The sequence below is a fragment of the Vibrio owensii genome, assembly GCF_002021755.1.
Taxonomy (GTDB): domain Bacteria; phylum Pseudomonadota; class Gammaproteobacteria; order Enterobacterales; family Vibrionaceae; genus Vibrio; species Vibrio owensii.
Genome location: NZ_CP019960.1, coordinates 103,355 through 126,791 on the forward strand (window position 1 = coordinate 103,355; position 23,437 = coordinate 126,791).

Genomic DNA, 23,437 nt, shown 5'->3' on the forward strand with positions numbered 1-23,437 from the left:
GATTTAAGAAACAAATAACAAGCCAGCCCAAGAAAGACAAAACCCCAAACAAGCGCTTGGGGTTTTGTTTATATTTGTAGCCTGTGTGAATTGCTTTCGCTAGTTTGCTTTACTTGCGTTACAGCGGCATCACACGGTTGCGACCCAGTTGTTTTGCTTCGTAGAGCTGTTTATCCGCTTTGTTCACTAAGCTTTCTGGCGTATCACCCACTTCGAACTCCGCCACACCAAACGATGCGGTAATGCTTTGCACTTGAGTGCCAGAGCGTTTGTCACGGACACGAAGCTTCTCAATCATTCGACGCAAAGTGTCTGCGTATTGGCGAGCAATACGTAGCGACTTATTCGGGATAATAACGGCGAACTCTTCACCACCAAAACGATAAGCGCTGATACCATCACGGCAGCTTTGTTGCAGACGGCGTGCAATGGCTTTAATCACCGTATCGCCAAACAAATGGCCGTAGTTGTCGTTAAACGCTTTGAAGTGATCAATGTCTAACATCACCAAGGTCATTGCTTGGTTACTGTCGATCAGCATTTGCAGGTCGTTATCGAAAGCACGGCGGTTGTACAGGTTTGACAGGCCATCAAACAGCGCGTCTTTTTGTACTTCAGCAAGCTGGTTTTTAAGACGAGAAATCTCTTCACTGGCCGTGGTGAGTTGGCTATTTAGGAATTTGGTGGAATGGCGGATCTCGCGGGATTCAACGACAAGCTGACGAACAACATTCATCACTTCTTCGATGCTTAGGCTGTTATCTTCAACTTTTTCTAGTTTGTTGAAGCTCTTGTCCACCATGTCTGAGAAGGATGAAGTATCCGTAATGGTGTCACTCATTGAACTAGAGACTTCACCCAACAGCACTTCGACGTTCGTTTTGAGCTCTTCTAAGCTGGTTTCAGCTTTGCTCGCCACGTAGTTGTTGTAGAGCTGTTTATGCATAGCGGGTGGACAGACGTCATAATTCTCCAGAACCATATCTAACTCTTGGTTTAGTTCTGGGATCGTCTTGTCTACGTAGGTGTACCACAGCGCGTAGTTGGCAGGTGTCGCCGCTACGTGGTTCTTTATCATTAGTGGCACCGCTTTTTTTAGATTCGCGGTTGATTTCTTAAATTCGTCGGTCATTTCTGCGGTGTTACAAGCAAAATGGAATTAGGCTAAGGGTAACGGATATAAAACAATATCGCTTTAATTTTTGTCATTTTTGCTTGGTTTTCTTAAAAAAAATGAGCAAATAATCAAACAGTTTCATGAATGTAAGGTTTGATTATTAAATTTGATAAAATTATCCATAACATTCTGTTTACTAAAGAGGTTTGTTTGATGGAGTTTTGAGCAATGTCGATGGCACGCTGATCGTGACCAACGAAGATGCGTAAAAACTGGCATGTGCGTAATAGAAAAGAGCCAAAAGGAACTTCTTTTGAACAAAACAATCGGACTGTACTGGTTTACCAACGATTTAAGATTGCACGACAATCCGCTCCTACTAAGAGCTTCTGCAGAAGTTGATTTGCTTATCTGCATATACTGCTATCCAAAGGTGTCCTCCTATCTAAAGCAATACGCACAAGAGCCGGAGTTCGGGTTTGCCAAACAACAATTTTTGGATGAATCGCTGCATTGCCTGAATTTGTCTTTGAATGCGCTTAATCAGCGTTTGCAGGTTGTTGATCTACATCCGTATCAAGCCGTCAAGCACGCTGCTGACAAACTTGGCGTGACGCACCTCTATGTGGATACTGTTGCTGGATCAGATGAGCAAGATGTGGTCGATAAGATTCAAGCAGAAGCGCCCCATTTAGTAGTTATTCAGAGTGAAGTACGCAGCTTGTTCTGTGTTGAAGATTTACCGTTTGAGCTTGAAGCGCTTCCTGACACCTTCACCAAGTTTCGAAAAAAGGTTGAGAAACTTGCTCTAACTGAATCTGTAGAAGCAGTAACAACGTTGCCTCCGCTGCCAGACGGACTCACACTGCCGACGTTGAGTTTGACCCGTGACGTCCAGCCAAGCCTGTTTACTGGTGGTGAGCGAGCAGGGCTTGAACATTGTCGTCAGTATTTTGCTTCAACACTAGCAAGCGAATATAAACAAACGCGTAACGGTTTAGATGGCATGGATTACTCCACCAAGTTCTCTCCTTGGTTAGCTCATGGGTGTCTTTCTCCGAAAACCATTTATGCCATGTTGAAACGTTATGAAGCCGCGAATGGCGCAAATGATTCAACCTATTGGATTTACTTCGAACTGCTTTGGCGTGAATACTTTTATTGGTATGCCCGTCGATACAAGCGGCAGCTCTTCCGATTCGGTGGCATCCAAAATCAAGCACCACTCACCAGCTTTTACGCGCACCGTTTTCAACAATGGAAGAAAGGTGAAACGCCATTTCCTATCGTGAACGCGTGTATGCATCAGCTTAATGAAACCGGTTATATGTCGAATCGTGGCAGACAGTTAGTCGCCAGTTGTTTAGTGCATGAGCTTGGCCTCGATTGGCGTTATGGCGCGGCGTACTTTGAGTCACAACTGGTTGATTACGATGTGGCATCGAACTGGGGAAACTGGCAATACTTAGCAGGCGTTGGTGCTGATCCGCGTGGTTCACGACAATTCAACCTCGACAAGCAAACCGAAATGTACGATCCGCACATGGAGTTCATCGATAGGTGGCAAGGTCGTTGTGCTGGTGCACATTTGGATAGTGTAGATATGGTCGATTGGCCTATCGTAATGGGCAGCAGTGATAAAGCTTCGTCACCGGAGAAACCGTAATGAGATTTGAAACCGTACGATTGATCTTGGGCGATCAACTTAACAGTGAGCACTCTTGGTTTCAGCAACCGGATGAGCAAGTGCTTTACCTGATTGCAGAACTCAAGCAAGAGAATACTTACGTCACGCACCATATTCAGAAAGTGTGTGCGTTCTTTTCTGCAATGGAACAGTTTGCGAAAGAGCGTCAGAGCGAGGGTCACCAAGTTCTGCACCTCACATTGGATGACACACAATCCTTCGACGATCTTGAGCAAGTCTTGCAACACTACGTAAGCGAAGTTGGTGCAAGTAAGTTTGAATATCAACGCCCAGACGAATACCGTTTACTAGAGCAGTTAGCCAAACTAAAGCTTGATGGGGTCGTGGCACGTTGTGTCGATTCGGAACACTTTTTGTTGCCGTTTGAAGAAATAGAATCGCAGTTTCCTCAAGGCAAACACATCATGATGGAGCACTTTTATCGCCGCATGCGCAAGCGCTTCGACATCTTGATGCAAGACGGAAAGCCTGTAGGCGGGAAATGGAATTACGATGCCAACAACCGTAACAAGCTCAAAGCCAAAGACATTGAACAACTGCCACAACCTTTGATGTTCAGTACCGACGTGCGTGGCATTGTTGAGCGGTTGGCAAAACATGGCATCAAAACCATCGGAAATCTCGAAGGGGATTTGTTGTGGCCAATTAATCGCGCGCAAAGCTTGTCTTTACTCGCGCATTTCTGCCAAGTCTGTCTACCGTTGTTCGGACGTTTTCAAGACGCCATGACAGGCCAGCACGATGCTAAGTGGAGCTTGTATCACAGCCGAATTTCATTCTCGCTGAACAGCAAATTGCTGCACCCGAGAGAAGTCATTGATGCATCACTCAAGGCATTTCACTCCAACGCAGATATCGACATTTCTCAAGTCGAAGGGTTTATTCGCCAAATCTTGGGATGGCGAGAGTACATCCGAGGCGTCTACTGGGCGAATATGCCTCATTACCCGAGAAAGAACGAGTTGGGCGCAGACAGAAAGCTGCCAGATTTCTTTTGGAACGGCGAAACCAAAATGGCCTGTATGCGCAATGCGATTGGGCAGTCTCTCGATTACGCCTACGCACACCACATCCAACGTTTGATGGTCACTGGTAACTTTTGTTTGCTAACTGAGATCGACCCAGATCAAGTGGATGAGTGGTATCTCGGTATCTATGTGGATGCAATTGAGTGGGTAGAAATGCCAAACACTCGTGGCATGGCGTTGTTTGCGGATGGCGGCATTGTTGGCACCAAACCTTACGCAGCGAGTGGCTCTTACATCAACAAGATGAGCGACTACTGCAAGGGCTGCCATTACGATAATAAATCGCGCAGTGGAGAAGGCTCGTGTCCGTTTAACAGCTTGTATTGGCGTTTTATGAACAAGCACGACAAGCGTCTTGCAACCAATCCGCGTATTGGGATGATTTTCCGCTCTTGGGACAACATGGAAGAACAACAACGCCAAGCGATACTTGATACCGCAGAGCACTACATAGAAAACGTGGAGAACTTGTGATGGATATACTCATCGTCGGTGGTAACGGTGGAGTTGGTTTGGCGATGGTGCAAGAGGCCGCAGCTCGGTTCCCTCAAGCGTGCGTGCATGCCACTTATCGTAAGCAGAAACCAGATTGGCAACACCCAAATGTCGTTTGGCATCAAGTGGATGTATCGCAAGACGAGCACGTAAAAGCGTTTAGTGAGCAGATTGAACATGTCGATTGGTTAGTGAACTGCGTTGGTATGTTGCACACCCAAGAGAAAGGCCCTGAGAAGAATCTTAGCTCGCTCGACGCAGACTTTTTTCAACAAACCATCATGGTTAATACTCTGCCAAGTTTACTGTTGGCGAAATACTTCACACCCAAGCTAAAGCGCAGTACTGCACCTAAGTTTGCGACCATTTCGGCCAAAGTTGGCAGCATTAGCGATAATCAGTTAGGTGGTTGGTACAGCTATCGTGCATCGAAAGCTGCATTAAACATGTTCCTTAAAACCATGTCGATCGAATGGCAAAGAATGGTCAAACATGGCACGGTGCTGTCTCTTCACCCAGGTACTACGGACACCGCTTTGTCGGCACCTTTTCAAACCAATGTGCCAGAGGGAAAGCTGTTTACACCAGAGCGAGTCGCCAAGGATTTATTAGGCTTGATAGAAAAAGCAACCCCGCAAGAGAGCGGGGCGTTTTGGGCTTATGATGGGACGTTATTGCCTTGGTAAAAGAACGCGTACAAACGTTAATACAAAGGAAATAACGATCTCCAGAGAGGTTCGGAGTGACCTACGTTTTCGTTGATTTATTTCTTCGGCAACGCTCAGAACAATAAACGATTTCCTCCCAATTTCGCGCCCACTTCTTTCTCCAAGAAAATGGGCGCTGACAGACCGGACAGACTTTCATGGGAAGGTTGGATTTAAAACCTTTCATCGCGCTGAATGTTCACTCCTAATTTGGTTAAAACAGTGGTCTAGCTACTTATCAAATAGGTACAGGTAATCGCCGTAGCCTAAACTCGCCATCTTGTTCACTGGTACAAACTCCATTGCGGCTGAGTTCATGCAGTAGCGTAGTCCCGTTGGCTTAGGACCATCTTTAAATACATGGCCAATATGCGAATCACCAAACTTACTGCGGATCTCAGTGCGCGGATAAACCAGTTTAAAGTCGGTTTTCTCTACGATGTAGCCTGGGTTAATTGGTCTGGTAAAGCTTGGCCAACCTGTGCCAGATTTGTACTTATCCGTTGATGAGAACAAAGGCTCACCAGTGACGATATCAACGTAAATGCCTGCTTCTTTGTTATCCCAATACTTGTTGTTAAAAGGACGCTCTGTACCTTCTTCTTGTGTCACGTAGTATTGAAGCTCAGTCAATTTAGCTTTGATTTCTTTGTCTGAAGGCTTTTCGTACACCTTCACTTTCGTCACCAACTCTTTTTCGTTGATAAGTTCACGCAGCGTTTTTGGGTTGTCTTTACGATCTTCACCAAACACTTCGTCGAGGTACTTATCGCGACCTGATGCGTAGCGGTAGTATTTGTACTTCAGGCTACTCTTCTTGTAGTAATCCTGATGGTACGACTCCGCAGGGTAGAACTTTTCAAACTCGATCAGTTCTGTTTTCAACGGTTTTGGATAGATCATCGCCTTGTCGATTTCCATCATAAACTGCTCAGCAACCTGCTTTTGCTCCGCATTATGATAGAAGATCGCCGGGCGGTATTGGGGACCACGGTCGACGAATGAGCCTTTGTCGTCAGTCGGGTCGATATGGCGGAAGAAGTAGTCCAGTACTTGTTCGTAGTTCACGACAGCAGGATCGTACTTCACCTCAATCACTTCAATATGGCCTGATTTACCTGAAGAGACTTGTCGATAAGTCGGGTTTTCTAAATCACCGCCTGAGTAACCAGAGACAACATCTAACACGCCAGGCAATTGCTCTAAATCGGACTCGGTACACCAGAAGCAGCCACCTGCAAGTGTTGCGATGTCGGTTTTACCAGATGCGTTCATCTTATCCATGGTATCGGCGGTACCTGTTTTACTTAGCAAGATGAACAGTACAGGGAGTGTGAATGAGAATCCCACCAATAGCTTAGATACTTTCTTCATAACTTCCTCAAACGTCATTTTTCTCAATGAATGTTACGTAAGAAGACAGAAGTAAGAGCGAAAAAATTGCAGTGATTACGAAAAATTCTTTGCCCTTTCTCACAACAGGGCTACAGTAACGGCACGAAACAAGCGCTCATTGGTAGAAGGTTTCCGATGAGGCAAAAGCAATAATGAGGGAAACCATGCAAGCAGAAGTAAAATGGGTCGAAGACTTTAAATTCCTCGGTCAGTCTCAATCTGGTCACTCAGTCGTGATGGATGGCAATGGCGGTGCAACGGCACCAAGCCCAATGGAAATGGTGTTGATGGCTGCTGGTGGTTGTAGCTCTGTGGACGTTGTTGATGGTCTAAAATCAGCGGGCCAGAAAGTGGCTTCTGTCAACGCGAAACTCACCACTGAACGTCGTGAAACAGCTCCACGTATCTTTACTCAGGTGAACATTCACTTTGAAGTCTCTGGTGAAGCACTAGACCCAGAAATCGTAGCTAAAGTGGCGGCGGACTCATTAGAAAAATACTGCTCAGTATGTCTAATGTTGGGCGAAGGCGTTGAGATGACTCACAGCTGGGAAATCGTATAACCCCGACGTGACACAACGACAAAATAGGAAAGAGAAAAGCCCGTGCTTTTCTCTTTTTTTATTCCTCTTTTACGCTAATCTATCTTGGTCAAAAGTTGTAGGAATGATCCAGTGACCGAATTAGAAAAAATGATGTCTGGCCAAGTGTTTAACGGCACAGACGAAGAGATCGAAGCGATCCGAACTCACGCAACTCATGCGTTGAAGGCCTTCAATAACAATACCGACGAATCTCAACGTGATGCTTTGCAAAAGGATCTGTTTGGTAAAGTTGGGATGAGTATGGTCCGAGCGCCGTTCCATTGTGAGTTTGGTAAAACGATTGAAATCGGTGAAGAGACCTTCATCAATATGAATGTCGTCATGCTTGATGGGGCTAAAATCACCATTGGTAGCCACGTACTTATCGGCCCTAGTGTGCAACTTTACACGGCATCACATTCGTTGGATTACCGCAGCCGACTTAAGTGGGAAACGTTTTGTAAGCCAATCACCATTGAAGATAGTGTTTGGATTGGTGGCAACTCGGTGATCAACCAAGGGGTCACCATTGGTGCTCGCTCAGTCATTGCTGCTAACTCAGTGGTAAACAGTGATGTTCCACCAGATTGTCTATATGGCGGTACGCCTGCCAAATTGATTCGTCGCTTAAACGAGGACGAGTAATCACACATACTCACGGCGCTTATTCTCATAATCAATAAGCGCTTATTTACATATTGGTTTCATTAATTTATAAATTTCATGTGCTTATGTTTGTTGCCTACGAAATTTGTAAGAAGAATGTATGAAGCTGAACGTTGTAAGTATTTGCTTAATTTTTGTTGCGGTGTTCGCGAGTGCTCGCCTCTATTTTGATGCCCAAAAGCTCGCGCTTCCGCAATGTCCCCAAGAAGAAAAAGTCGAGACTTGGGTTCAATTCGTCTTTGACTACTCCATTCTCAGCGATTTCGATATAGAAGCATTGGAAGCACGAATCGAGGAAGACTTAACCTTTTCAAATCTTATTCTCTCAAACTCATGTATCCCCATGGTTCGTAAGAGTGCTGGTTATGAATTCTTCGATGCTCGCAACGCGAAGCCAGCGGACATGTTGTCCTCCCATTATGAACTTGATTTGCAACACCCAAATTTGTTGGAACGTGCGTACCAAGAACCAAACTTCTATGTTGTGCTAGTGCTAAGTGAAGACAACAGTTACTTTGATTTTGAGTACAAAATCGCCGAAACATGGGTCGATCTGTTTCCTAACTTTGTGGTTTCTGATGTACGAGCTGCTCCATTCGCCTTGGAGCATGAGCTCGGGCATTTAGCGTGGGCACAACATGATTTAAAAACACTGTCATCTCAGCTTCAGAGTAGAACACTCAACTCCATGACGACAGAGGATAACCAATCACAGATCAAGCGTTATGCTCATGCTGCTTTGTGTGGTGATTCTGGAACCATCATGAGCTACTCAGACAACCTCCTACCTGTGTATTCTAGCCCAAATATTACCTATCAAGATCAAGTCTGTGGGGACGTCGAAACCGCCGACAATGCTCGGCTGTTAACTGAATATGCGCGAGCGCTGAGGGAGAAGGTCAGTGCGAAGCTTTAGCGAGATAATTTTTAGAAAACAGAATCGATTTCAAGGAGCTTATTATGTCGAAAAAGACGGAAGTTGTTATGTGTCCTTCGTGTGGTGTGGAAACGCATCATGTTGTGGTGTTGGTCAGAAAGAAAAGTGCTTTTGAGGGAGATAAGAATCGCAGTAAGAAGGAATTCATTTCTGGTTTTCTAAAAAGCACAGTGTTTGGGGCTTTCCTTGCGTCTATGGATGAGTTCTCTCGTCATCTAATCTGCGAAAACTGCGGCAACAAGATCATTCAAGATTGATCGTGATAGTCCTCCTACCTATCAAACAAAAATGAGCTCCAATTTGAGCTCATTTTTTATCGATATCTGTTACTTAAGAATGGAAGATCACTTGCTCGTCTTCCGTCATTACCAGCGTCGCTTTGTTTTGCTCAATAAGCTGTGCGGCATAAGAAGGCGTCACAGCTTGCATCTCGCCTTTTGCTTTTAGCGTCAGTGATTCCCACGCTTGGTCACGATATTTACCCGCTTGGGTGTATTGAATCAGTACTTTCATAGCTTCACACTCCGGTGTGGTTGACGTGCTACTTAAGTTAGCGCTCCTATCATGGTTGCGCACCTGTTAAAAATGAAACATTAGATTAACTAAATGCTAAGAAGTGCAGATTTAGGTTATCTCGCACCATTCTTATTGGTCAGATTCCAAAGATGTTTTGCGGTTCGCCATTGCTTTGCACTAACTTGGTGATCTTTGCACTAAGTTAGTGGGCTTTTATGGGGTGGACTGTTACAAATTCCAAGTAAGGTTATGATATTTAAAGGCTTAAGTTTTTGGCATGAGATTTGGATTACTGATAACTGTGTCGCAAGAGCATAAGGTTAGAAGCACAGTTATGTGTATCTAACGGACAATTTGGCAATAGACATCTAGGGTTCCGGCTGTTGATACAGTGTCTGGGTCAAGAGTTGTCAACCTCGCAAGAGGTCACACGGAGGGATAGAAGCCCGGGAGATTAAACCAAGCCATTTGGTTGTGTCTCTTGTGTTGATATCTAAGTGTGACTCATGGAGGAGATTCCAATGAAAGCTCGATTCAAGAAAAGCGTACTCACCGCAATGCTTGGCACCACTCTGTTGGCCGCTGCAATTTCCTCAACAGCATTAGCAGAAGAGAAACAGAAGTTTACGCTCGCGTGGTCTATTTATGTAGGTTGGATGCCTTGGGATTATGCAGACCATTCTGGCATTTTAGACAAGTGGGCTGAGAAGTATGGAATTGAGATTGATGTCGTACAGGTCAACGACTATATCGAATCGATTAACCAGTTCACCACCGGTCAGTTTGATGCCACTGTGATGACCAATATGGATGCCTTAACCATTCCTGCTGCAAGTGGCGTAGATTCAACCGCGCTGGTTGTCGGTGACTTTTCTAATGGTAACGACGGTATTGTTCTCAAAGGTGACAAAAGCCTCTCCGATTTAAAAGGCCAATCTATCAACCTCGTTGAACTGAGTGTTTCGCACTACCTAATGGCTCGTGCGCTAGAGAGTGTTGGGCTGAGTGAGCGAGATGTTAAGGTCGTCAATACGTCGGATGCGGATCTGGTCGCCGCGTTTAGCACTAATGATGTCTCTTCCGTCGTGACATGGAACCCACTGCTCAGCGAAATTACTTCTCAACCAGATACCTCTTTTGTTTTCGACTCTTCTGATATTCCTGGCGAAATAATTGACCTTCTTGTGGTGAACACAGACACCCTGAAAAACAATCCTGCTCTGGGCAAAGCACTGACTGGCGCATGGTATGAAATCATGTCGGTCATGCAATCCGACTCCAAAGGCGATGAAGCGAAGTCATACATGGCACAAGCTTCAGGCACAGACCTTGAAGGTTACAAGTCCCAGCTGCAAGCGACCAATATGTTTTACTCCGCTGATGATGCTGTGACTTTTACTCAAAGCCCGAAACTGGCCACGACAATGCAAAAAGTCAGCGAGTTCTCCTTCGAACATGGGTTACTGGGTGATGGCGCTCCGGATGCCAAGTTCATTGGCGTAGAGACGCCTGCAGGTGTGTACGGAAACCCAAATAACATCAAACTCCGATTTACTTCTGAATACATGCAAATGGCGGCAGAGAACAAACTGTAATTGCTGTATTTGGTTATTGGAAATGGAGTTGTTATGACCAAAGTTATCAATCGTTACCCATCGAAGTTTGGGCGTGTCATGTTGGGTGTGATGCCTTTCCTAATCATGCTGGCGGTCTATGTCACGGCATCCGATGCCCGGTTAGCTGAAAATTCAGCAGACAAGTTACTGCCAGCATTTAGCAGCTTCGCTGACGCCATTGACCGCATGGCTTTTACGCCAAGTAAGAGAACGGGCGAATACCTCATGTGGGTAGACACCAGCGCTAGTTTGGTTCGTCTTGGTTGGGGTATAGGGATCAGTGCACTGCTTGGACTTTCGTTAGGGATTGCTACTGGCATCATTCCCTTGGTGCGCTCGTCTTTGTCACCGGTGATTACCGCGGTTTCACTGATTCCACCTATGGCGATTCTACCTATTCTGTTTATCTCGTTTGGTGTCGGTGAAGTATCAAAGGTGGTGCTGATCGTGGTCGGAGTGTGCCCGATCATTATTCGAGACATTCAGCTACGTGTGCAAAGTTTACCTGATGAGCAACTCATCAAAGCTCAGACTCTTGGGGCTAATAGTTGGCAGATCATTGTCCGAGTCATCTTGCCCCAAATCATGCCCAAATTGATTGAAGCTGTGCGACTCACATTGGGCAGTGCATGGCTGTTCTTAATTGCGGCAGAAGCGATTGTCGCAACAGAAGGCTTGGGTTATCGAATCTTCCTTGTTCGTCGTTACTTATCAATGGATGTGATCTTGCCATACGTTTTGTGGATCACGATTTTAGCCTACTGCATGGATTGGTTATTGCGTTTGGCATCGCAAAAACTGAGCCCTTGGTATCACCAAGCTCAAGGAGAGAATCATGGCTGACCAACAACCGATTATTGAAATCAAGCAAGTGTGGAAAGAGTACGGTGACAACATTGTGCTAGAGCGTTTGAACCTCACGGTGAATCAGGGCGATTTTGTCAGCATTGTAGGAGCTTCTGGGTGTGGAAAAACCACCTTTCTGAATATGTTGCTAGGAACCGAAACACCATCTAGAGGACGCATACTTTTGGATGGTCAACCTTTGGCTAAAGAACCGAGTGTTGAGCGCGGTATTGTTTTTCAAAAGTATTCAGTGTTTCCCCATTTGACCGTACTTGAAAACGTTATGTTGGGCTATGAGTTTGAAGGCAAAGGCGTAACCAGCACTTTGTTTGGGCGTTTGCTAGGTGCCAATAGACAACAAGCAAAGCAACAAGCTCAAGCCATGCTAGAGCAGGTCGGGCTCATTGCGGCTCAAGATAAGTATCCCCATGAGTTATCAGGTGGCATGAGACAACGGCTTTCGATTGCTCAGGCTTTGATTAAGAAGCCAAGAATACTCCTACTGGATGAGCCGTTTGGTGCACTTGATCCTGGTATTCGAAAGGACATGCACACCTTAGTTAAATCGCTGTGGAAAGAGCAGCAACTCACCGTATTTATGATCACACATGATCTCAGCGAAGGTTTTCACCTTGGTAATCGCCTATGGGTGTTTGACCACACTCGACAAGATGACCAAGCCCCGGAAAGGTTTGGCGCTCAAGTGACGTTTGATATCCCGACAGAGCAAATTGATCAAACGCCTCGAGATCTTATTCTCAAGAAAATCGCATAAGGAACTGAATATGTTAATAGGACAGGACGTGTCTTTTTCCGACACATTACCCGGTGCTGCACACTGGTCTATGGTGGTGCCGAAAGGGCGCACGGTAAGGTTTAAAGACTTAGAAGGCGGAGCAAACTTGAGTGTGTTGTTCTACAACCCTGCAAACCCTCTAGAGCGCTACAATGCACCAGATACATTGAAGTGCCAACACACCTTTAAGCTTTCGACGGGTAACTGTTTGTACTCGGATATGGGGCGAATCTTCTGTTCTATCGTTCGTGATGATACCGGATGGATCGATACCGTTTGTGGTGTCGCGAACAAACAGAAAGTGGCGCAAAAGTGGGGGGAAAGAGACTACCAAACTGAGCGAAATCAATGGAAGCAAAATGGCTACGATGCCTTGCTAGTTGAAGTGGCAAAATACGGCTTAGGAAAGCGAGATTTGGCCGCAAATCTTAATCTGTTTAGCAAAGTGGCGACGGATGAAGAAGGCAATCTGGCTTATCACTTAGGTCACAGTAAAGCCGATGACTGTATCGAACTTCGCTTTGAGATGGATACCTTGGTTGTGATGACCACGTGTCCACATCCTCTCAATCCATCAGAGACCTATCCATATAAACCAGTAGAAGTATCCGTGTTTGAGTCGGAGGCGATGTTAGAAAGCGATGCATGCCTAAATCATCGAGAAGAAAATGCGCGCGGTTTTGAAAACAACCGACGCTATACCAATGCTACTCAGCAAGCGTCCTCTCAATCTCATCATCGTTATTAAAGGAGTAAAACATGATCGTCGAAAGCCAATTAATACCAAGTGAAGCGCTCTATCGAGATGTCGTTCCTGCGGGTGACTACTACATGAAGGTGGTCAAGAAAGGCCACACCGTTCGTATTCTAGATATTGAAGGCAACCAAGCGGCGGATGTGCTGTTTTACAATGCGAATGACCCATCAGAACGTTACAGTGCAATTGATACGATACGAGAGCAAGGCAATGTTTACCTCACCGCAGGCACTAAAATTCTCTCAGATCTTGGTAACGTGATGCTTGAAATCGTCGCAGACACATGTGGTCGACACGATACTCTTGGTGGTGCGTGTGCGACGGAGAGCAATACGGTCCGCTATTCGATTGACAAAAAATGCATGCATGCCTGTCGTGACAGCTGGTTACTTGCGGTTTCAGAGAATGAGCATTTTGGCATGAGTAAGCGCGACCTTACTCATAACATCAACTTTTTTATGAATGTGCCTGTTACCGCGGAAGGTGGGTTGACCTTTGCCGATGGGATCAGTGGCGCTGGTAAATACGTTGAGCTCAAAGCCCACATGGATACCATCGTACTCATGTCAAACTGCCCGCAATTAAACAACCCATGCAACGCTTACAATCCAACGCCTGTTGAGGTTCTTGTTTGGCAGTAAATCCCAGTAAATGAGCTGAGAAAACGAGCTAGGGACGACCCTATTTGATGCTCTTTATTCTTCCGGGACGACCCGGATTTTAGGGACAAAATTATGTTTAGTAAGGTGTTAATTGCTAACCGTGGTGCCATTGCCTGCCGTGTCATTCGTACATTAAAACAACTCAATATCGGAAGTGTCGCCGTTTACAGTGAGGCCGATGCGCAAAGCCTACATGTTGTCGATGCAGACCAAGCTTTCTCACTTGGAAAGGGTGGAGCATCGGAAACCTATCTCGATCAAGAAAAGATTATCTCTATCGCCAAACTGACGGGTGCGGAAGCCATTCATCCCGGCTACGGCTTTCTTAGTGAAAACCCAGAATTTGTAGAACGTTGTGAACAAGAAGGGTTGGTCTTTTTAGGACCGACCGCGGAACAAATGCGAGCGTTTGGCTTGAAGCATTCAGCTCGCCGTATTGCAACACAAGCGAAGGTTCCGTTGCTTCCCGGGACGGAGCTTCTCAGCGACAAACAGCAAGCACTTTTCGCGGCAGAAAAGATTGGTTATCCAGTGATGCTAAAAAGTACCGCTGGTGGTGGTGGCATAGGCATGCAATGTTGCTTTTCTAGTGATGAACTGACGGAAGCTTTCGATAGCGTAAAGCGGCTTAGCGCAAACAACTTCAGTAATGACGGTGTGTTTGTCGAAAAGTTTATTCAGCAAGCTCGCCACATCGAGGTACAGATTTTTGGTGATGGACGCGGACATGTGGTTGCACTCGGAGAGCGAGATTGCTCAGCTCAGCGCCGAAACCAAAAAGTCATTGAAGAAACGCCAGCTCCGAACTTGAGCGAAAGTACTCGAATAGAACTTCAGAACACGGCAATTCGTCTTGCTAGCAAGGTGAACTATCGAAACGCGGGTACGGTCGAGTTTGTGTTGGACCAACAAACCCAAGCGTTCTACTTTTTGGAAGTGAACACACGGCTGCAAGTTGAGCATGGTGTAACGGAAGAGGTGTTTGGTGTTGATCTGGTCGAATGGATGATTCGCCAAGGTGCAGAGGCATTCGATCTGGAAAAAGCAGGCACAAACCTAGAATCAAAAGGCCATGCCATCCAAGTTCGACTCTATGCGGAAGACGCCAACAAAAATTTCCAACCTTGTGCTGGGTTATTGAGCCATGTGGACTGGGCGAAGCAAGATAACTTACGCATCGAACATTGGATTGAGGCCGGGGTGGAAGTCTCTCCGTTCTTTGACCCTATGCTTGCTAAAGTCATCGTTCATGCGAAAGACCGAGAGACCGCACTAGCAGAGCTTAAACGCGGCCTTGATAGCAGCACTGTTTATGGCATTGAGCACAACCAAGCTTACCTGAGCCAACTACTCGATAGTGAGTTAGTCAAAAAGGGCGAAGTGCTGACTCAATCTTTAAATAGCTTTGAATTCCAACCTCATACTTTTGATGTTCTCAGTGGCGGGACGCAAACCACGATTCAAGACTACCCTGCACGCACCGGTTATTGGGATATTGGTGTACCTCCGTCGGGCCCCATGGACTCATTAAGTTTCCGTTTAGCGAATTGCCTTGTTGGAAACCTTGAGTCAGTTGCAGGATTAGAGATGATCGTGTCTGGTCCAACGTTAAGATTCAATCAGGCCACGTTTATCGCGCTGACTGGGGCAACGATAGAAGCTTCACTGGATGGTCAGAAAATCGAAATGAAAACCCGTGTGAAAGTGGAAGCGGGACAAGTGTTAAAGCTGGGCAAGGTACTTGATAGAGCTAGAACTTATCTGGCGGTGCATGGCGGCATAGATTGTCCAGAATACCTTGGCAGTCGTTCAACATTTACCCTTGGGCAGTTTGGTGGTCACGCTGGGCGAGCACTTGTGGCTGGTGATGTTTTGCACCTCAATAGAGAAGTGTCAAAGGCAGAACCTAAGCTAGACGCGATAACACAAACCGAATTTGATGGTGAGTGGCAAATTAGGGTGATTTACGGCCCACATGGAGCACCGGACTATTTCACCCAACAGGATATTGACAACTTCTTTGACGCAGAATGGAAAGTGCACTTCAACTCCAGTCGTACTGGCGTTCGCCTAATCGGACCGAAACCAAATTGGGCGCGCTCTGATGGTGGTGAAGCAGGGCTACATCCCTCCAATATCCACGATAATGCGTATGCGGTTGGCACGATTGATTTTACTGGGGATATGCCAGTCATTCTGGGGCCTGATGGCCCAAGCTTAGGTGGTTTCGTTTGTCCTGCAACCATCATAAAAGCAGACCTATGGAAAATGGGACAACTCAAAGCGGGTGACAAAATTCGTTTTATTCCGGTGTCGGTGGAAGATGCAGAACATGCGGAGCGCGTGCAACTGGCTCAGATTGAAACGGGCGTGATCAGTGAACTAGCACTGCCAAAAGCCGAGCCTATCTCACCAGTCATCAAAACCATTCCAGCTGATCGCTGTGGCGAAGAGGTTATTTATCGTCCAAGTGGTGAAGATTACTTATTGGTCGAATATGGTCCTCAAGTGTTGGATATCCGTCTTCGCTTTCGTGTTCATGCCCTCATGCTCAAGTTGCAGCAGAAGCAAATTGTGGGTGTTGAAGAGCTCACTCCGGGGATTCGTTCCTTGCAGATTCACTACGATAACCTTGTGTTACCGAGAGAGCAGTTACTAGCAGAGTTAGAAGCGATTGAAGCGGGGTTAGATAACATTGACCAGTTATCGGTGCCTGCCCGAATCGTGCATTTACCGCTTTCTTGGGACGACGAAGCAACACGACTTGCGATTCGAAAATACGATGAAGTGGTTCGTAAAGATGCGCCTTGGTGCCCTGATAATATTGAGTTTATCCGCCGTATCAATGGCCTCGATTCTGTCGAGGACGTAAAGAAAATCGTCTTTGATGCCAGTTACTTAGTCATGGGACTTGGGGACGTTTATCTTGGAGCGCCAGTGGCAACACCGATGGATCCTCGACATCGCTTAGTCACAACAAAATACAATCCAGCTCGTACTTGGACACCTGAAAATGCGGTGGGGATTGGTGGTGCATATATGTGTGTCTATGGCATGGAAGGGCCGGGAGGGTATCAATTTGTGGGGCGTACCTTGCAAATGTGGAACCGTTACCGCCTAACAGAGGCTTTCACTAAACCTTGGCTGTTGCGATTTTTTGATCAGATTAAGTTCTATGAAGTCAGTGCAGAAGAGCTCCTTGATATTCGTGAGAAACACCCACAAGGTCATTATCCAGTGAAAATTGAACAGACAGAATTTTCACTCTCGGATTATCAAGCTTTTCTCGATGAGCATGCCGATGAGATCAAAGCGAGTAAAACGCGTCAGCAGAAGGCTTTTGAAGAAGAGCGTCAACGCTGGGAAGAGTCAGGACAAGCGAACTTTGTAGCGACAGAAATCGAGCAATCAACTGTGAAAATGGAACTCGCAGAAGGGCAAGAGGCGATAGAAAGTCATGTCGCAGGCAATATTTGGCAAGTGCTTGTTGAGCCGGGGCAGACCGTTAAAGAAAACGAGGTCGTGATGATACTCGAAGCCATGAAGATGGAACTAGAGGTGACGGCAAGTGTGTCTGGTGTTGTCGATTCCATTTGTCATGATGCCGGCGCTCAAGTTCATGCTGGTGAGCCACTCCTTGTTGTAAACACGTGTGCCGCATAACGGTTCTAAGGATAGAAATATGAATGATTCAACCGTATCAAATCTCTCTCAATCAGCCCCTTTAACGATTTGTGGTTTGCTAGAGGCTTATCGCTCTGAAGAACTCGACGTTAAAGCGTTTCTAACTGAAAAACTTCAGCAAGTGCGAGAGGATGAGTTTAACTCTTGGATTTCAGTGATTTCAGATGAACAACTGGATGTTTTTCTAAATTACCTAACGGAAAAGGGCAGCCACGACTTACCTCTGTTTGGTGTTCCTTTCGCCATTAAAGACAATATTGATCTCGCCGGATTAGAAACGACAGCGGGTTGTGAAGCATACCGCTATCAACCTTCTGAATCCGCATTTGTTGTTGAACTGCTGATAAAAGCGGGGGCTGTACCACTTGGAAAAGCCAATATGGATCAGTTCGCGACAGGCTTAGTTGGTACTCGCAGCCCTTGGGGGGCAGTGAAAAACAGCTTCGACCCAAGTTATATTTCGGGCGGCTCAAGCTCGGGTAGTGCGGTTTCTGTGGCGACTAACCAAGTCTACTTTTCGTTAGGGACTGACACAGCAGGCTCCGGGCGCGTTCCTGCTGCATTTAATAACCTATACGGTCTAAAGCCGAGTAAGGGCTTGTTGAGTTGCAGTGGCGTTGTTCCTGCCTGTCGAACCTTGGACTGCGTAACTTTCTTTGCAAAGAGTGCAGAGGATCTCAGTGCACTGTATCAAGTCGCTGCTAAATACGATGAGAAGGATTGCTTTTCACGATGTTCTATTGGGCGAAGCTTTGACGACCCGAAAACATTTGCAGGTGTTCGGGTTGGTGTTCCAAATGAAGCGCAATTGAAGTTCTTCGGTAATGATGAGTATCGCAAGCTTTATGCTCAGGCTGTAGCTCGCTTGGAAGCATTGGGCGCGGAGGTTATTACGTTTGATCTTAAGCCATTTATCCAAGCTGCAGATTTACTTTATCACGGTCCTTGGGTTGCGGAGCGATATGCTGCGATACAAGAGTTCTTTGAGAGTAATGAAGAAAACTGTTTGGATGTGATTCAAAAGATTGTCGGTGGAGCAAAAACGCTCTCGGCGGCAGATACCTTTAAAGCCATCTACCAACTTCAAGAATACAAAGTGCAGTGTGATCAGTTAATGGATGACATTGATGTTGTTCTAACCCCAACGACAGGCACCATCTACAAGATTGAGGAGGTCAATAACGACCCTATTGCACTCAATACCAACCTCGGTTACTACACTAACTTCATGAACTTGTTGGATTACAGCGCCATTGCGATACCCGCCGGGTTTACCGATGAAGGGCTGCCATTTGGCGTGACTTTATTTGCTCAGGCGTATCAAGATGAAACCTTAATCAACTTGGCTTGTGAGTGGCAAACCATGATGAACTTGCCTCTTGGTGCGACTCAAATTCAGCTTGCTAATCTTGATAGCGTAGATCTGCTGGTGTGTGGGGCGCACATGAAAGACTTAACGCTAAATCATCAGTTGATTGAGTTAGGGGCGAATTTCAAGCTGCGAACAACAACGTCTGAAAACTACGCGCTTTATTGTCTTGCTGGTGGACCACCATTAAGGCCGGGCCTGGTAAGAATGCCAGAGCAAGGCAAGAGGATTGAAGTCGAAATTTGGCGAATACCAAAACGTCATATTGGAGCATTGCTTGAACAAATTCCACACCCTATAGGATTAGGTAATGTCGAGTTAGATTCCGGCCAATGGGTGAAGGGCTTTATATGTGAACCCATCGCTGTCGATGGTTCAACGGACATTACACATACTGGCGGGTGGAGAAGGTTTATCGCTGAAACGCTCTAGCTGAATACAATACTAAAAATTCTGTAATTAGCAGATTTTCTCCCTCAGCTCATTACTATGCTTGTGCTGAGGGAGGTCACAGTATCAAACGATCAATAACGATCCCAATACGGTGTATCAGTGCCGAGCTTCTCGCTGATGAAGTCGATGAATACACGCACTTTCAATGGCATGTGTTTGCGTTCGGGGAACACCGCATAGATGGCATGCTCTGGGAGGGAAAACTCTTCCATCAGCGGTTTTAAGTTACCGGCTGCAAAGTCTTTCGCGGCGATGAAAGTCGGTAATTGCGCGATGCCAGACCCTCTTAATAGCAACTGGCGAATCGCTTCACTGTTGTTGACCACAAAGTTGCCCTTCGGCAGTACCTTATATTCGTTACCGCTGTTGATGAACATCCATTCCACCCCGCCTCGGAAATACGAATAACGCAAACAGTTGTGTGTCACCAAATCGCTTGGTTTAGTTGGTACGCCAAACTCTTCTAGGTATTTGGGAGAGGCACACAGCACGCTTTTACACGGAGCAAGGCGCTTAGCGACAAGGTTAGAAGTCGCAAGTTCGCCAATGCGAATCCCCAAATCAAAGCCTTGTTCAACCAAATCCACCATGGCGTCTTCGAGTTGTAAATCGACCTCAATTTTCGGGTAACGTGCAAGAAATTCGCTGATAAGTGGCGCAACGTGCAAAACACCGAAAGACATCGGTGCAGTGATTTTTAGTCGACCTTGCGGTGAGCCTTGCAGCTCAGAAACGGCATCGACACCTTGTTGAGCTAAGTTGACTGCTTGTGAAGCGTACTCGAAGTATCGACGTCCAGCTTCGGTTAGGCTGAGCTTTCTTGTGGTGCGATTAATCAAGCGAATGCCGAGGTCATCTTCGAGTTGGTTAATGCGTTTGCTTATCGCCGATTTAGTCAGGTTTAACTGCTTGGCGGCAAGGGAAAAGCTGCCGCATTCGACGACAGCGACAAATACTGGCAGTGACGCAATGGCATTCACGGCGTGCTCCTAGGTTATGGGGGTTATTTATTATTAATTTTATTGTTGAGAAAAACGATACAATCATTTTCCAATTATAGAGATTATCTTCAAGAAGAAAACAATTAGACTATGCGGCAGAAAACGACCTGGATATTGGAAAGAAGAAAATGAAATACGATTGGATCTTGTTTGACGCTGACGAAACCTTGTTTCACTTTGATGCCTTCAAAGGTTTGCAGCTGATGTTTTCTCGCAAAGGCGTAGATTTCACCGAGCAAGATTTTGCCCACTACCAAACGGTCAACAAACCACTTTGGGTAGATTACCAAGATGGTAAAGTGACGGCAGATGAGCTCAAGCACAAACGCTTTACTGAGTGGGCTGAAAAGCTCAACACCACAACGGCGGATCTTAACAGCGCATTCTTAGAAGCGATGGCAGACATCTGTACTTTGTTGCCGGGGGCGAAAGAGTTGATGGAAGCGCTGCAAGGTAAAGCAAAAATGGGCATCATCACCAATGGTTTTACTGAACTGCAAGCGATTCGCCTAGAGCGCACAGGCATGAGCGATTACTTCGAGCACGTGGTGATTTCTGAGCAAGTTGGTATTGCTAAGCCGGATCTGGGCATCTTTGAATATGCGATGACGCAAATGGGCAACCCATGTAAGACGCGCGTATTGATGGTGGGCGACAACCTGCATTCCGATATCTTGGGCGGTAACAACTTTGGTATTGAAACGTGTTGGCTGAACACCACAGGCGCAAGTGTCGATGAGCGTATTGCACCAAGCTACACGGTGGAATCGTTGAACGAGCTTAAGAACATTCTTGTGGCCTAAGTGAACAAACAAACCAAAAAAAGCGCTGATTTCTCAGCGCTTTTTTGTTTCTATCGATGCTGTTTTGTATTCATCGATCTTGCTTATTAGCTAGCGTTATTTTCTGCCAACTCACGTTGTGCTTGTTGTTCTTTCTCACCAAGTTTGAAGTAAATCTTACCGACGATGACTTCTGAAATCAGGATGGTAAACACCACTGCAAAGAAGGCGACGACACCGTTCCAAGGGCCACTAAAGTCAACCTTGTCACCAAATAGGATGTTAATTGCTTCTAGCATCACGAACTTCGAACCGACCAAGATAACGTAAGTCGAGATACCACGGTAAATCTTAGGTGCCGTACCCGGCTTCGATTTAAAGTACTCTGCGATTTTGTGTTCCGCTTTAATAGACAGCTTCAAGAGCAACTGAAGCAGCAATGCCGCGGCGAAAGAAATCGTAAATGAATCAATGGTTACGAAATCCCAATATTCGTCATAGAAGTTCAGTACCGTAAGGTCTACCAATACCGCCAAGGTATAACCAACAAACAGACGTTGTGGAGTGTTGAAACCGTAGACTTTATCCGATGCGCTCATAAGAACCCTCAATCAATAATGAACAAGTTTGCAAAGCCATGCCTTGCGTCGATGGGTTAACTATATGAGTTCCTCGAATTGAAAACTTGCCATTTCGCGCCATCGTAATCATTGCGATGAATGATTGTTTTGATTGGATATATTGAATACCAATAAGCGCGTTGAATTTGAAAACCGTCTACAAACTGACACGCAAACAGCGTTAGAATGGCTTCTAATCCAATAACTAATTTCGAAGAATCAAGCAGTAAGGACTCTCATGGCAGACATCAAGCAGCTCGACAGCAAAGTGGTGTATCAAAACAAATGGATGACGGTACGTGAAGATAAAATCCAACGCCCTAGCGGAGCAGAAGGCATCTACGGTGTGGTCGACAAGCCAGACTGTGCAGCAATTCTGGCTATCGATAATGGCGTGATTCACTTAGTACAGCAATTTCGTTACACCGTAGGGCAACGTTGTTGGGAAATCCCACAAGGTGCTTGGGAATCAAATCCAGATGCGGATCATCTTGAGCTAGCAAAAGGTGAGCTTCGAGAAGAGACGGGCATGCAAGCCAATAAGATGGAGTACGTTGGTGCGCAGTTCATCGCTTATGGATTCTTAAACCAGACTTGCCATGTGTATTTCGCGAGTGAGTTGGCCGAAGTGGGAAATCAGCTAGACAGTGAAGAAGAAGACTTGATCACACGCTCGTTCTCAGTTGAAGCATTCGAGCAAATGATGATAGATGGTGAAATCAAAGACTGCGTCACCATCGCCGCTTATGGTTTGGCGAAATTGAAAGGCTTGGTGTAAGCAAAACGAAGCTTTGAAGTTACCAAAGGTGATAAGCTAAAAGGCTCGTGATGAGCCTTTTCGTGTTTAATATTGAGATGACTTAGCGTCGCTTTTTATTACCACAGATGCTAGCGTGATGCTATTCACCGCCACCATCTCCACCGCCGTCTCCTCCAAAGTCTCCGCCATCAGCATCGAAATCATCCGAATCGGTAGCGGGCTGTTGTTTGTGGCTGTCTTGAATCTCCGCGTAAGTCAGTAAAGCACTGACGCTCACAAGATCCGTCGCTTGGTCAAACAAAGCAAGTGAGACTTCTGATTGAAACTCAGCATGCTCACCTAACTCTTGGCTTAGGCCCATCGGCACGTAAGCGGCTTGGCTAATCAACATGCCGTATGCGATCAGGGCAAAGGCATCATCTGTCTTACCATTTTCTTTCAGCGCCCAGTCGATCTCTTCCTTCGAGTAATCTGCTTTCTCACCATACTTGAGTGCTAATTTGGGCGTAATGTCTTTTGCGACCTCGCGAATTTGGCGGTTTCGTTTCCAATTTCCAAACATAAAACTTCCTTTTCTATGGGTGGTGAACGTTATGGTTATCGCTTCTCTAACACTTCAATCAGCTCGTATCGATACAAGCTCGCATCGGCTGGTGCATTCTCTGGGGTAAATCGCTGAGTGCGTTTGATTTTTAAGGTGTACTCGGAACCTGATTCAAATTCAAAACCGTCGATTTGGTCATAGAAGTAGTTACCATCGACCACCATGCATTTCATTGGCCCGACACCCACACAATCCACCAGTTCTGGACCTACATTAACGGTCATGATTTTTGCGGTGTCATCGGATTCGTGTTGAGCACAGCCAAATAGCGCAGCTGCCATCATGGGCAACACAACATAGCGTTTAAGATTCATTCTTTGCTCCTTAAAGGGTT

24 protein-coding genes and 1 riboswitch are annotated in these 23,437 nt (G+C 46.0%); of the genes, 16 read left to right on the top strand and 8 right to left on the bottom strand.

What is annotated here, in order from left to right; translation table 11 throughout:
* Positions 1–118: 118 nt before the first annotated feature.
* On the bottom strand, positions 119–1,132 hold the full coding sequence (gefA, locus tag A9237_RS17065; protein ID WP_005438203.1) for a diguanylate cyclase GefA: 1,014 nt from the start codon (positions 1,130–1,132) through the stop codon (positions 119–121).
* A gap of 298 nt (positions 1,133–1,430) precedes the next feature.
* Between gefA and A9237_RS17070 the strand changes: the two genes are divergently transcribed.
* The 3 genes from A9237_RS17070 to A9237_RS17080 are packed head-to-tail and all read left to right on the top strand — an operon-like array spanning position 1,431 to position 5,034.
* The gene (locus A9237_RS17070) at positions 1,431–2,783 is read left to right on the top strand and encodes a DASH family cryptochrome (RefSeq protein ID WP_078608795.1); all 1,353 of its coding nucleotides are present in this window, start codon (positions 1,431–1,433) and stop codon (positions 2,781–2,783) included.
* A complete protein-coding gene (locus A9237_RS17075; protein ID WP_078608796.1) occupies positions 2,783–4,327 on the top strand; it encodes a cryptochrome/photolyase family protein in 1,545 nt (514 codons plus the stop codon). Before A9237_RS17070 ends, A9237_RS17075 begins: the two co-directional genes overlap by 1 nt.
* Positions 4,327–5,034 (top strand): SDR family oxidoreductase, encoded by a 708-nt coding sequence (locus tag A9237_RS17080; RefSeq protein WP_078608797.1) that lies wholly within the window; start codon positions 4,327–4,329, stop codon positions 5,032–5,034. The genes A9237_RS17075 and A9237_RS17080 overlap by 1 nt, the downstream gene beginning before the upstream one ends.
* 61 nt (positions 5,035–5,095) lie before the next feature.
* Here the strand turns inward: A9237_RS17080 and A9237_RS17085 are convergent, their stop codons facing one another.
* Together A9237_RS17085 and msrB are read right to left on the bottom strand one after the other, a co-directional pair.
* The gene (locus tag A9237_RS17085; RefSeq protein ID WP_005374142.1) at positions 5,096–5,242 is read right to left on the bottom strand and encodes a DUF2256 domain-containing protein; all 147 of its coding nucleotides are present in this window, start codon (positions 5,240–5,242) and stop codon (positions 5,096–5,098) included.
* Positions 5,243–5,286: 44 nt separating this feature from the next.
* Positions 5,287–6,429: a peptide-methionine (R)-S-oxide reductase MsrB gene (msrB, locus tag A9237_RS17090; protein WP_078610215.1), complete on the bottom strand. Its 1,143-nt coding sequence runs from the start codon at positions 6,427–6,429 to the stop codon at positions 5,287–5,289.
* A gap of 185 nt (positions 6,430–6,614) precedes the next feature.
* Between msrB and A9237_RS17095 the strand changes: the two genes are divergently transcribed.
* The 4 genes from A9237_RS17095 to A9237_RS17110 all read left to right on the top strand — a co-directional run bounded on the left by A9237_RS17095 (position 6,615) and on the right by A9237_RS17110 (position 8,894).
* Positions 6,615–7,013, top strand: a complete 399-nt coding sequence (locus tag A9237_RS17095; protein ID WP_005438193.1) for an OsmC family protein — start codon at positions 6,615–6,617, stop codon at positions 7,011–7,013.
* 111 nt (positions 7,014–7,124) lie between these two features.
* Entirely contained in the window at positions 7,125–7,679 is a 555-nt protein-coding gene (locus A9237_RS17100) for a sugar O-acetyltransferase (RefSeq protein ID WP_009705087.1), read from the top strand.
* 121 nt (positions 7,680–7,800) lie between these two features.
* The gene (locus A9237_RS17105; protein WP_078608798.1) at positions 7,801–8,616 is read left to right on the top strand and encodes a hypothetical protein; all 816 of its coding nucleotides are present in this window, start codon (positions 7,801–7,803) and stop codon (positions 8,614–8,616) included.
* Between the two features lie 44 nt (positions 8,617–8,660).
* Entirely contained in the window at positions 8,661–8,894 is a 234-nt protein-coding gene (locus tag A9237_RS17110) for a hypothetical protein (protein ID WP_009705085.1), read from the top strand.
* A 73-nt stretch (positions 8,895–8,967) separates the two neighbouring features.
* Here A9237_RS17110 and A9237_RS17115 read toward each other — a convergent pair whose 3' ends face one another.
* Positions 8,968–9,150 carry a hypothetical protein gene (locus A9237_RS17115; protein WP_009705084.1) on the bottom strand — a complete coding sequence of 61 codons (183 nt, stop codon included), beginning with the start codon at positions 9,148–9,150 and terminating at the stop codon, positions 8,968–8,970.
* Positions 9,151–9,510: 360 nt separating this feature from the next.
* A riboswitch (guanidine-I (ykkC/yxkD leader) is annotated at positions 9,511–9,608 on the top strand.
* Positions 9,609–9,674: 66 nt separating this feature from the next.
* On the opposite strand from A9237_RS17115, the gene A9237_RS17120 reads away from it, so the two are divergent.
* The 7 genes from A9237_RS17120 to atzF all read left to right on the top strand — a co-directional run bounded on the left by A9237_RS17120 (position 9,675) and on the right by atzF (position 19,315).
* A complete protein-coding gene (locus A9237_RS17120; protein WP_237358451.1) occupies positions 9,675–10,748 on the top strand; it encodes a putative urea ABC transporter substrate-binding protein in 1,074 nt (357 codons plus the stop codon).
* 33 nt (positions 10,749–10,781) lie between these two features.
* Positions 10,782–11,612, top strand: coding sequence for an ABC transporter permease (locus A9237_RS17125; protein WP_005438184.1), 831 nt, complete (start codon positions 10,782–10,784; stop codon positions 11,610–11,612).
* Positions 11,605–12,390 carry an ABC transporter ATP-binding protein gene (locus tag A9237_RS17130; protein WP_078608800.1) on the top strand — a complete coding sequence of 262 codons (786 nt, stop codon included), beginning with the start codon at positions 11,605–11,607 and terminating at the stop codon, positions 12,388–12,390. The genes A9237_RS17125 and A9237_RS17130 overlap by 8 nt, the downstream gene beginning before the upstream one ends.
* 10 nt (positions 12,391–12,400) lie before the next feature.
* Entirely contained in the window at positions 12,401–13,159 is a 759-nt protein-coding gene (locus tag A9237_RS17135) for an urea amidolyase associated protein UAAP1 (RefSeq protein WP_078608801.1), read from the top strand.
* An 11-nt stretch (positions 13,160–13,170) separates the two neighbouring features.
* Positions 13,171–13,809, top strand: coding sequence for an urea amidolyase associated protein UAAP2 (locus tag A9237_RS17140; protein ID WP_009705079.1), 639 nt, complete (start codon positions 13,171–13,173; stop codon positions 13,807–13,809).
* A gap of 93 nt (positions 13,810–13,902) precedes the next feature.
* Positions 13,903–17,493 (top strand): urea carboxylase, encoded by a 3,591-nt coding sequence (uca, locus tag A9237_RS17145; RefSeq protein WP_078608802.1) that lies wholly within the window; start codon positions 13,903–13,905, stop codon positions 17,491–17,493.
* A 19-nt stretch (positions 17,494–17,512) separates the two neighbouring features.
* The gene (gene atzF / locus A9237_RS17150) at positions 17,513–19,315 is read left to right on the top strand and encodes an allophanate hydrolase (protein ID WP_078608803.1); all 1,803 of its coding nucleotides are present in this window, start codon (positions 17,513–17,515) and stop codon (positions 19,313–19,315) included.
* Between the two features lie 92 nt (positions 19,316–19,407).
* Here atzF and A9237_RS17155 read toward each other — a convergent pair whose 3' ends face one another.
* A complete protein-coding gene (locus tag A9237_RS17155) occupies positions 19,408–20,316 on the bottom strand; it encodes a LysR family transcriptional regulator (protein WP_078608804.1) in 909 nt (302 codons plus the stop codon).
* Between the two features lie 149 nt (positions 20,317–20,465).
* On the opposite strand from A9237_RS17155, the gene yjjG reads away from it, so the two are divergent.
* The gene (gene yjjG, locus A9237_RS17160; RefSeq protein WP_041054186.1) at positions 20,466–21,140 is read left to right on the top strand and encodes a pyrimidine 5'-nucleotidase; all 675 of its coding nucleotides are present in this window, start codon (positions 20,466–20,468) and stop codon (positions 21,138–21,140) included.
* Between the two features lie 86 nt (positions 21,141–21,226).
* Here the strand turns inward: yjjG and A9237_RS17165 are convergent, their stop codons facing one another.
* Positions 21,227–21,718, bottom strand: a complete 492-nt coding sequence (locus A9237_RS17165) for a hypothetical protein (protein ID WP_005442324.1) — start codon at positions 21,716–21,718, stop codon at positions 21,227–21,229.
* Positions 21,719–21,977: 259 nt separating this feature from the next.
* On the opposite strand from A9237_RS17165, the gene A9237_RS17170 reads away from it, so the two are divergent.
* Positions 21,978–22,517, top strand: a complete 540-nt coding sequence (locus A9237_RS17170) for an NUDIX domain-containing protein (RefSeq protein WP_041054182.1) — start codon at positions 21,978–21,980, stop codon at positions 22,515–22,517.
* 121 nt (positions 22,518–22,638) lie between these two features.
* Here A9237_RS17170 and A9237_RS17175 read toward each other — a convergent pair whose 3' ends face one another.
* Both A9237_RS17175 and A9237_RS17180 read right to left on the bottom strand, forming a co-directional pair.
* A complete protein-coding gene (locus tag A9237_RS17175; protein WP_042599943.1) occupies positions 22,639–23,061 on the bottom strand; it encodes a hypothetical protein in 423 nt (140 codons plus the stop codon).
* A gap of 35 nt (positions 23,062–23,096) precedes the next feature.
* Positions 23,097–23,417, bottom strand: a complete 321-nt coding sequence (locus A9237_RS17180) for a DUF4377 domain-containing protein (protein ID WP_009705071.1) — start codon at positions 23,415–23,417, stop codon at positions 23,097–23,099.
* Between the last annotated feature and the right edge of the window lie 20 nt (positions 23,418–23,437).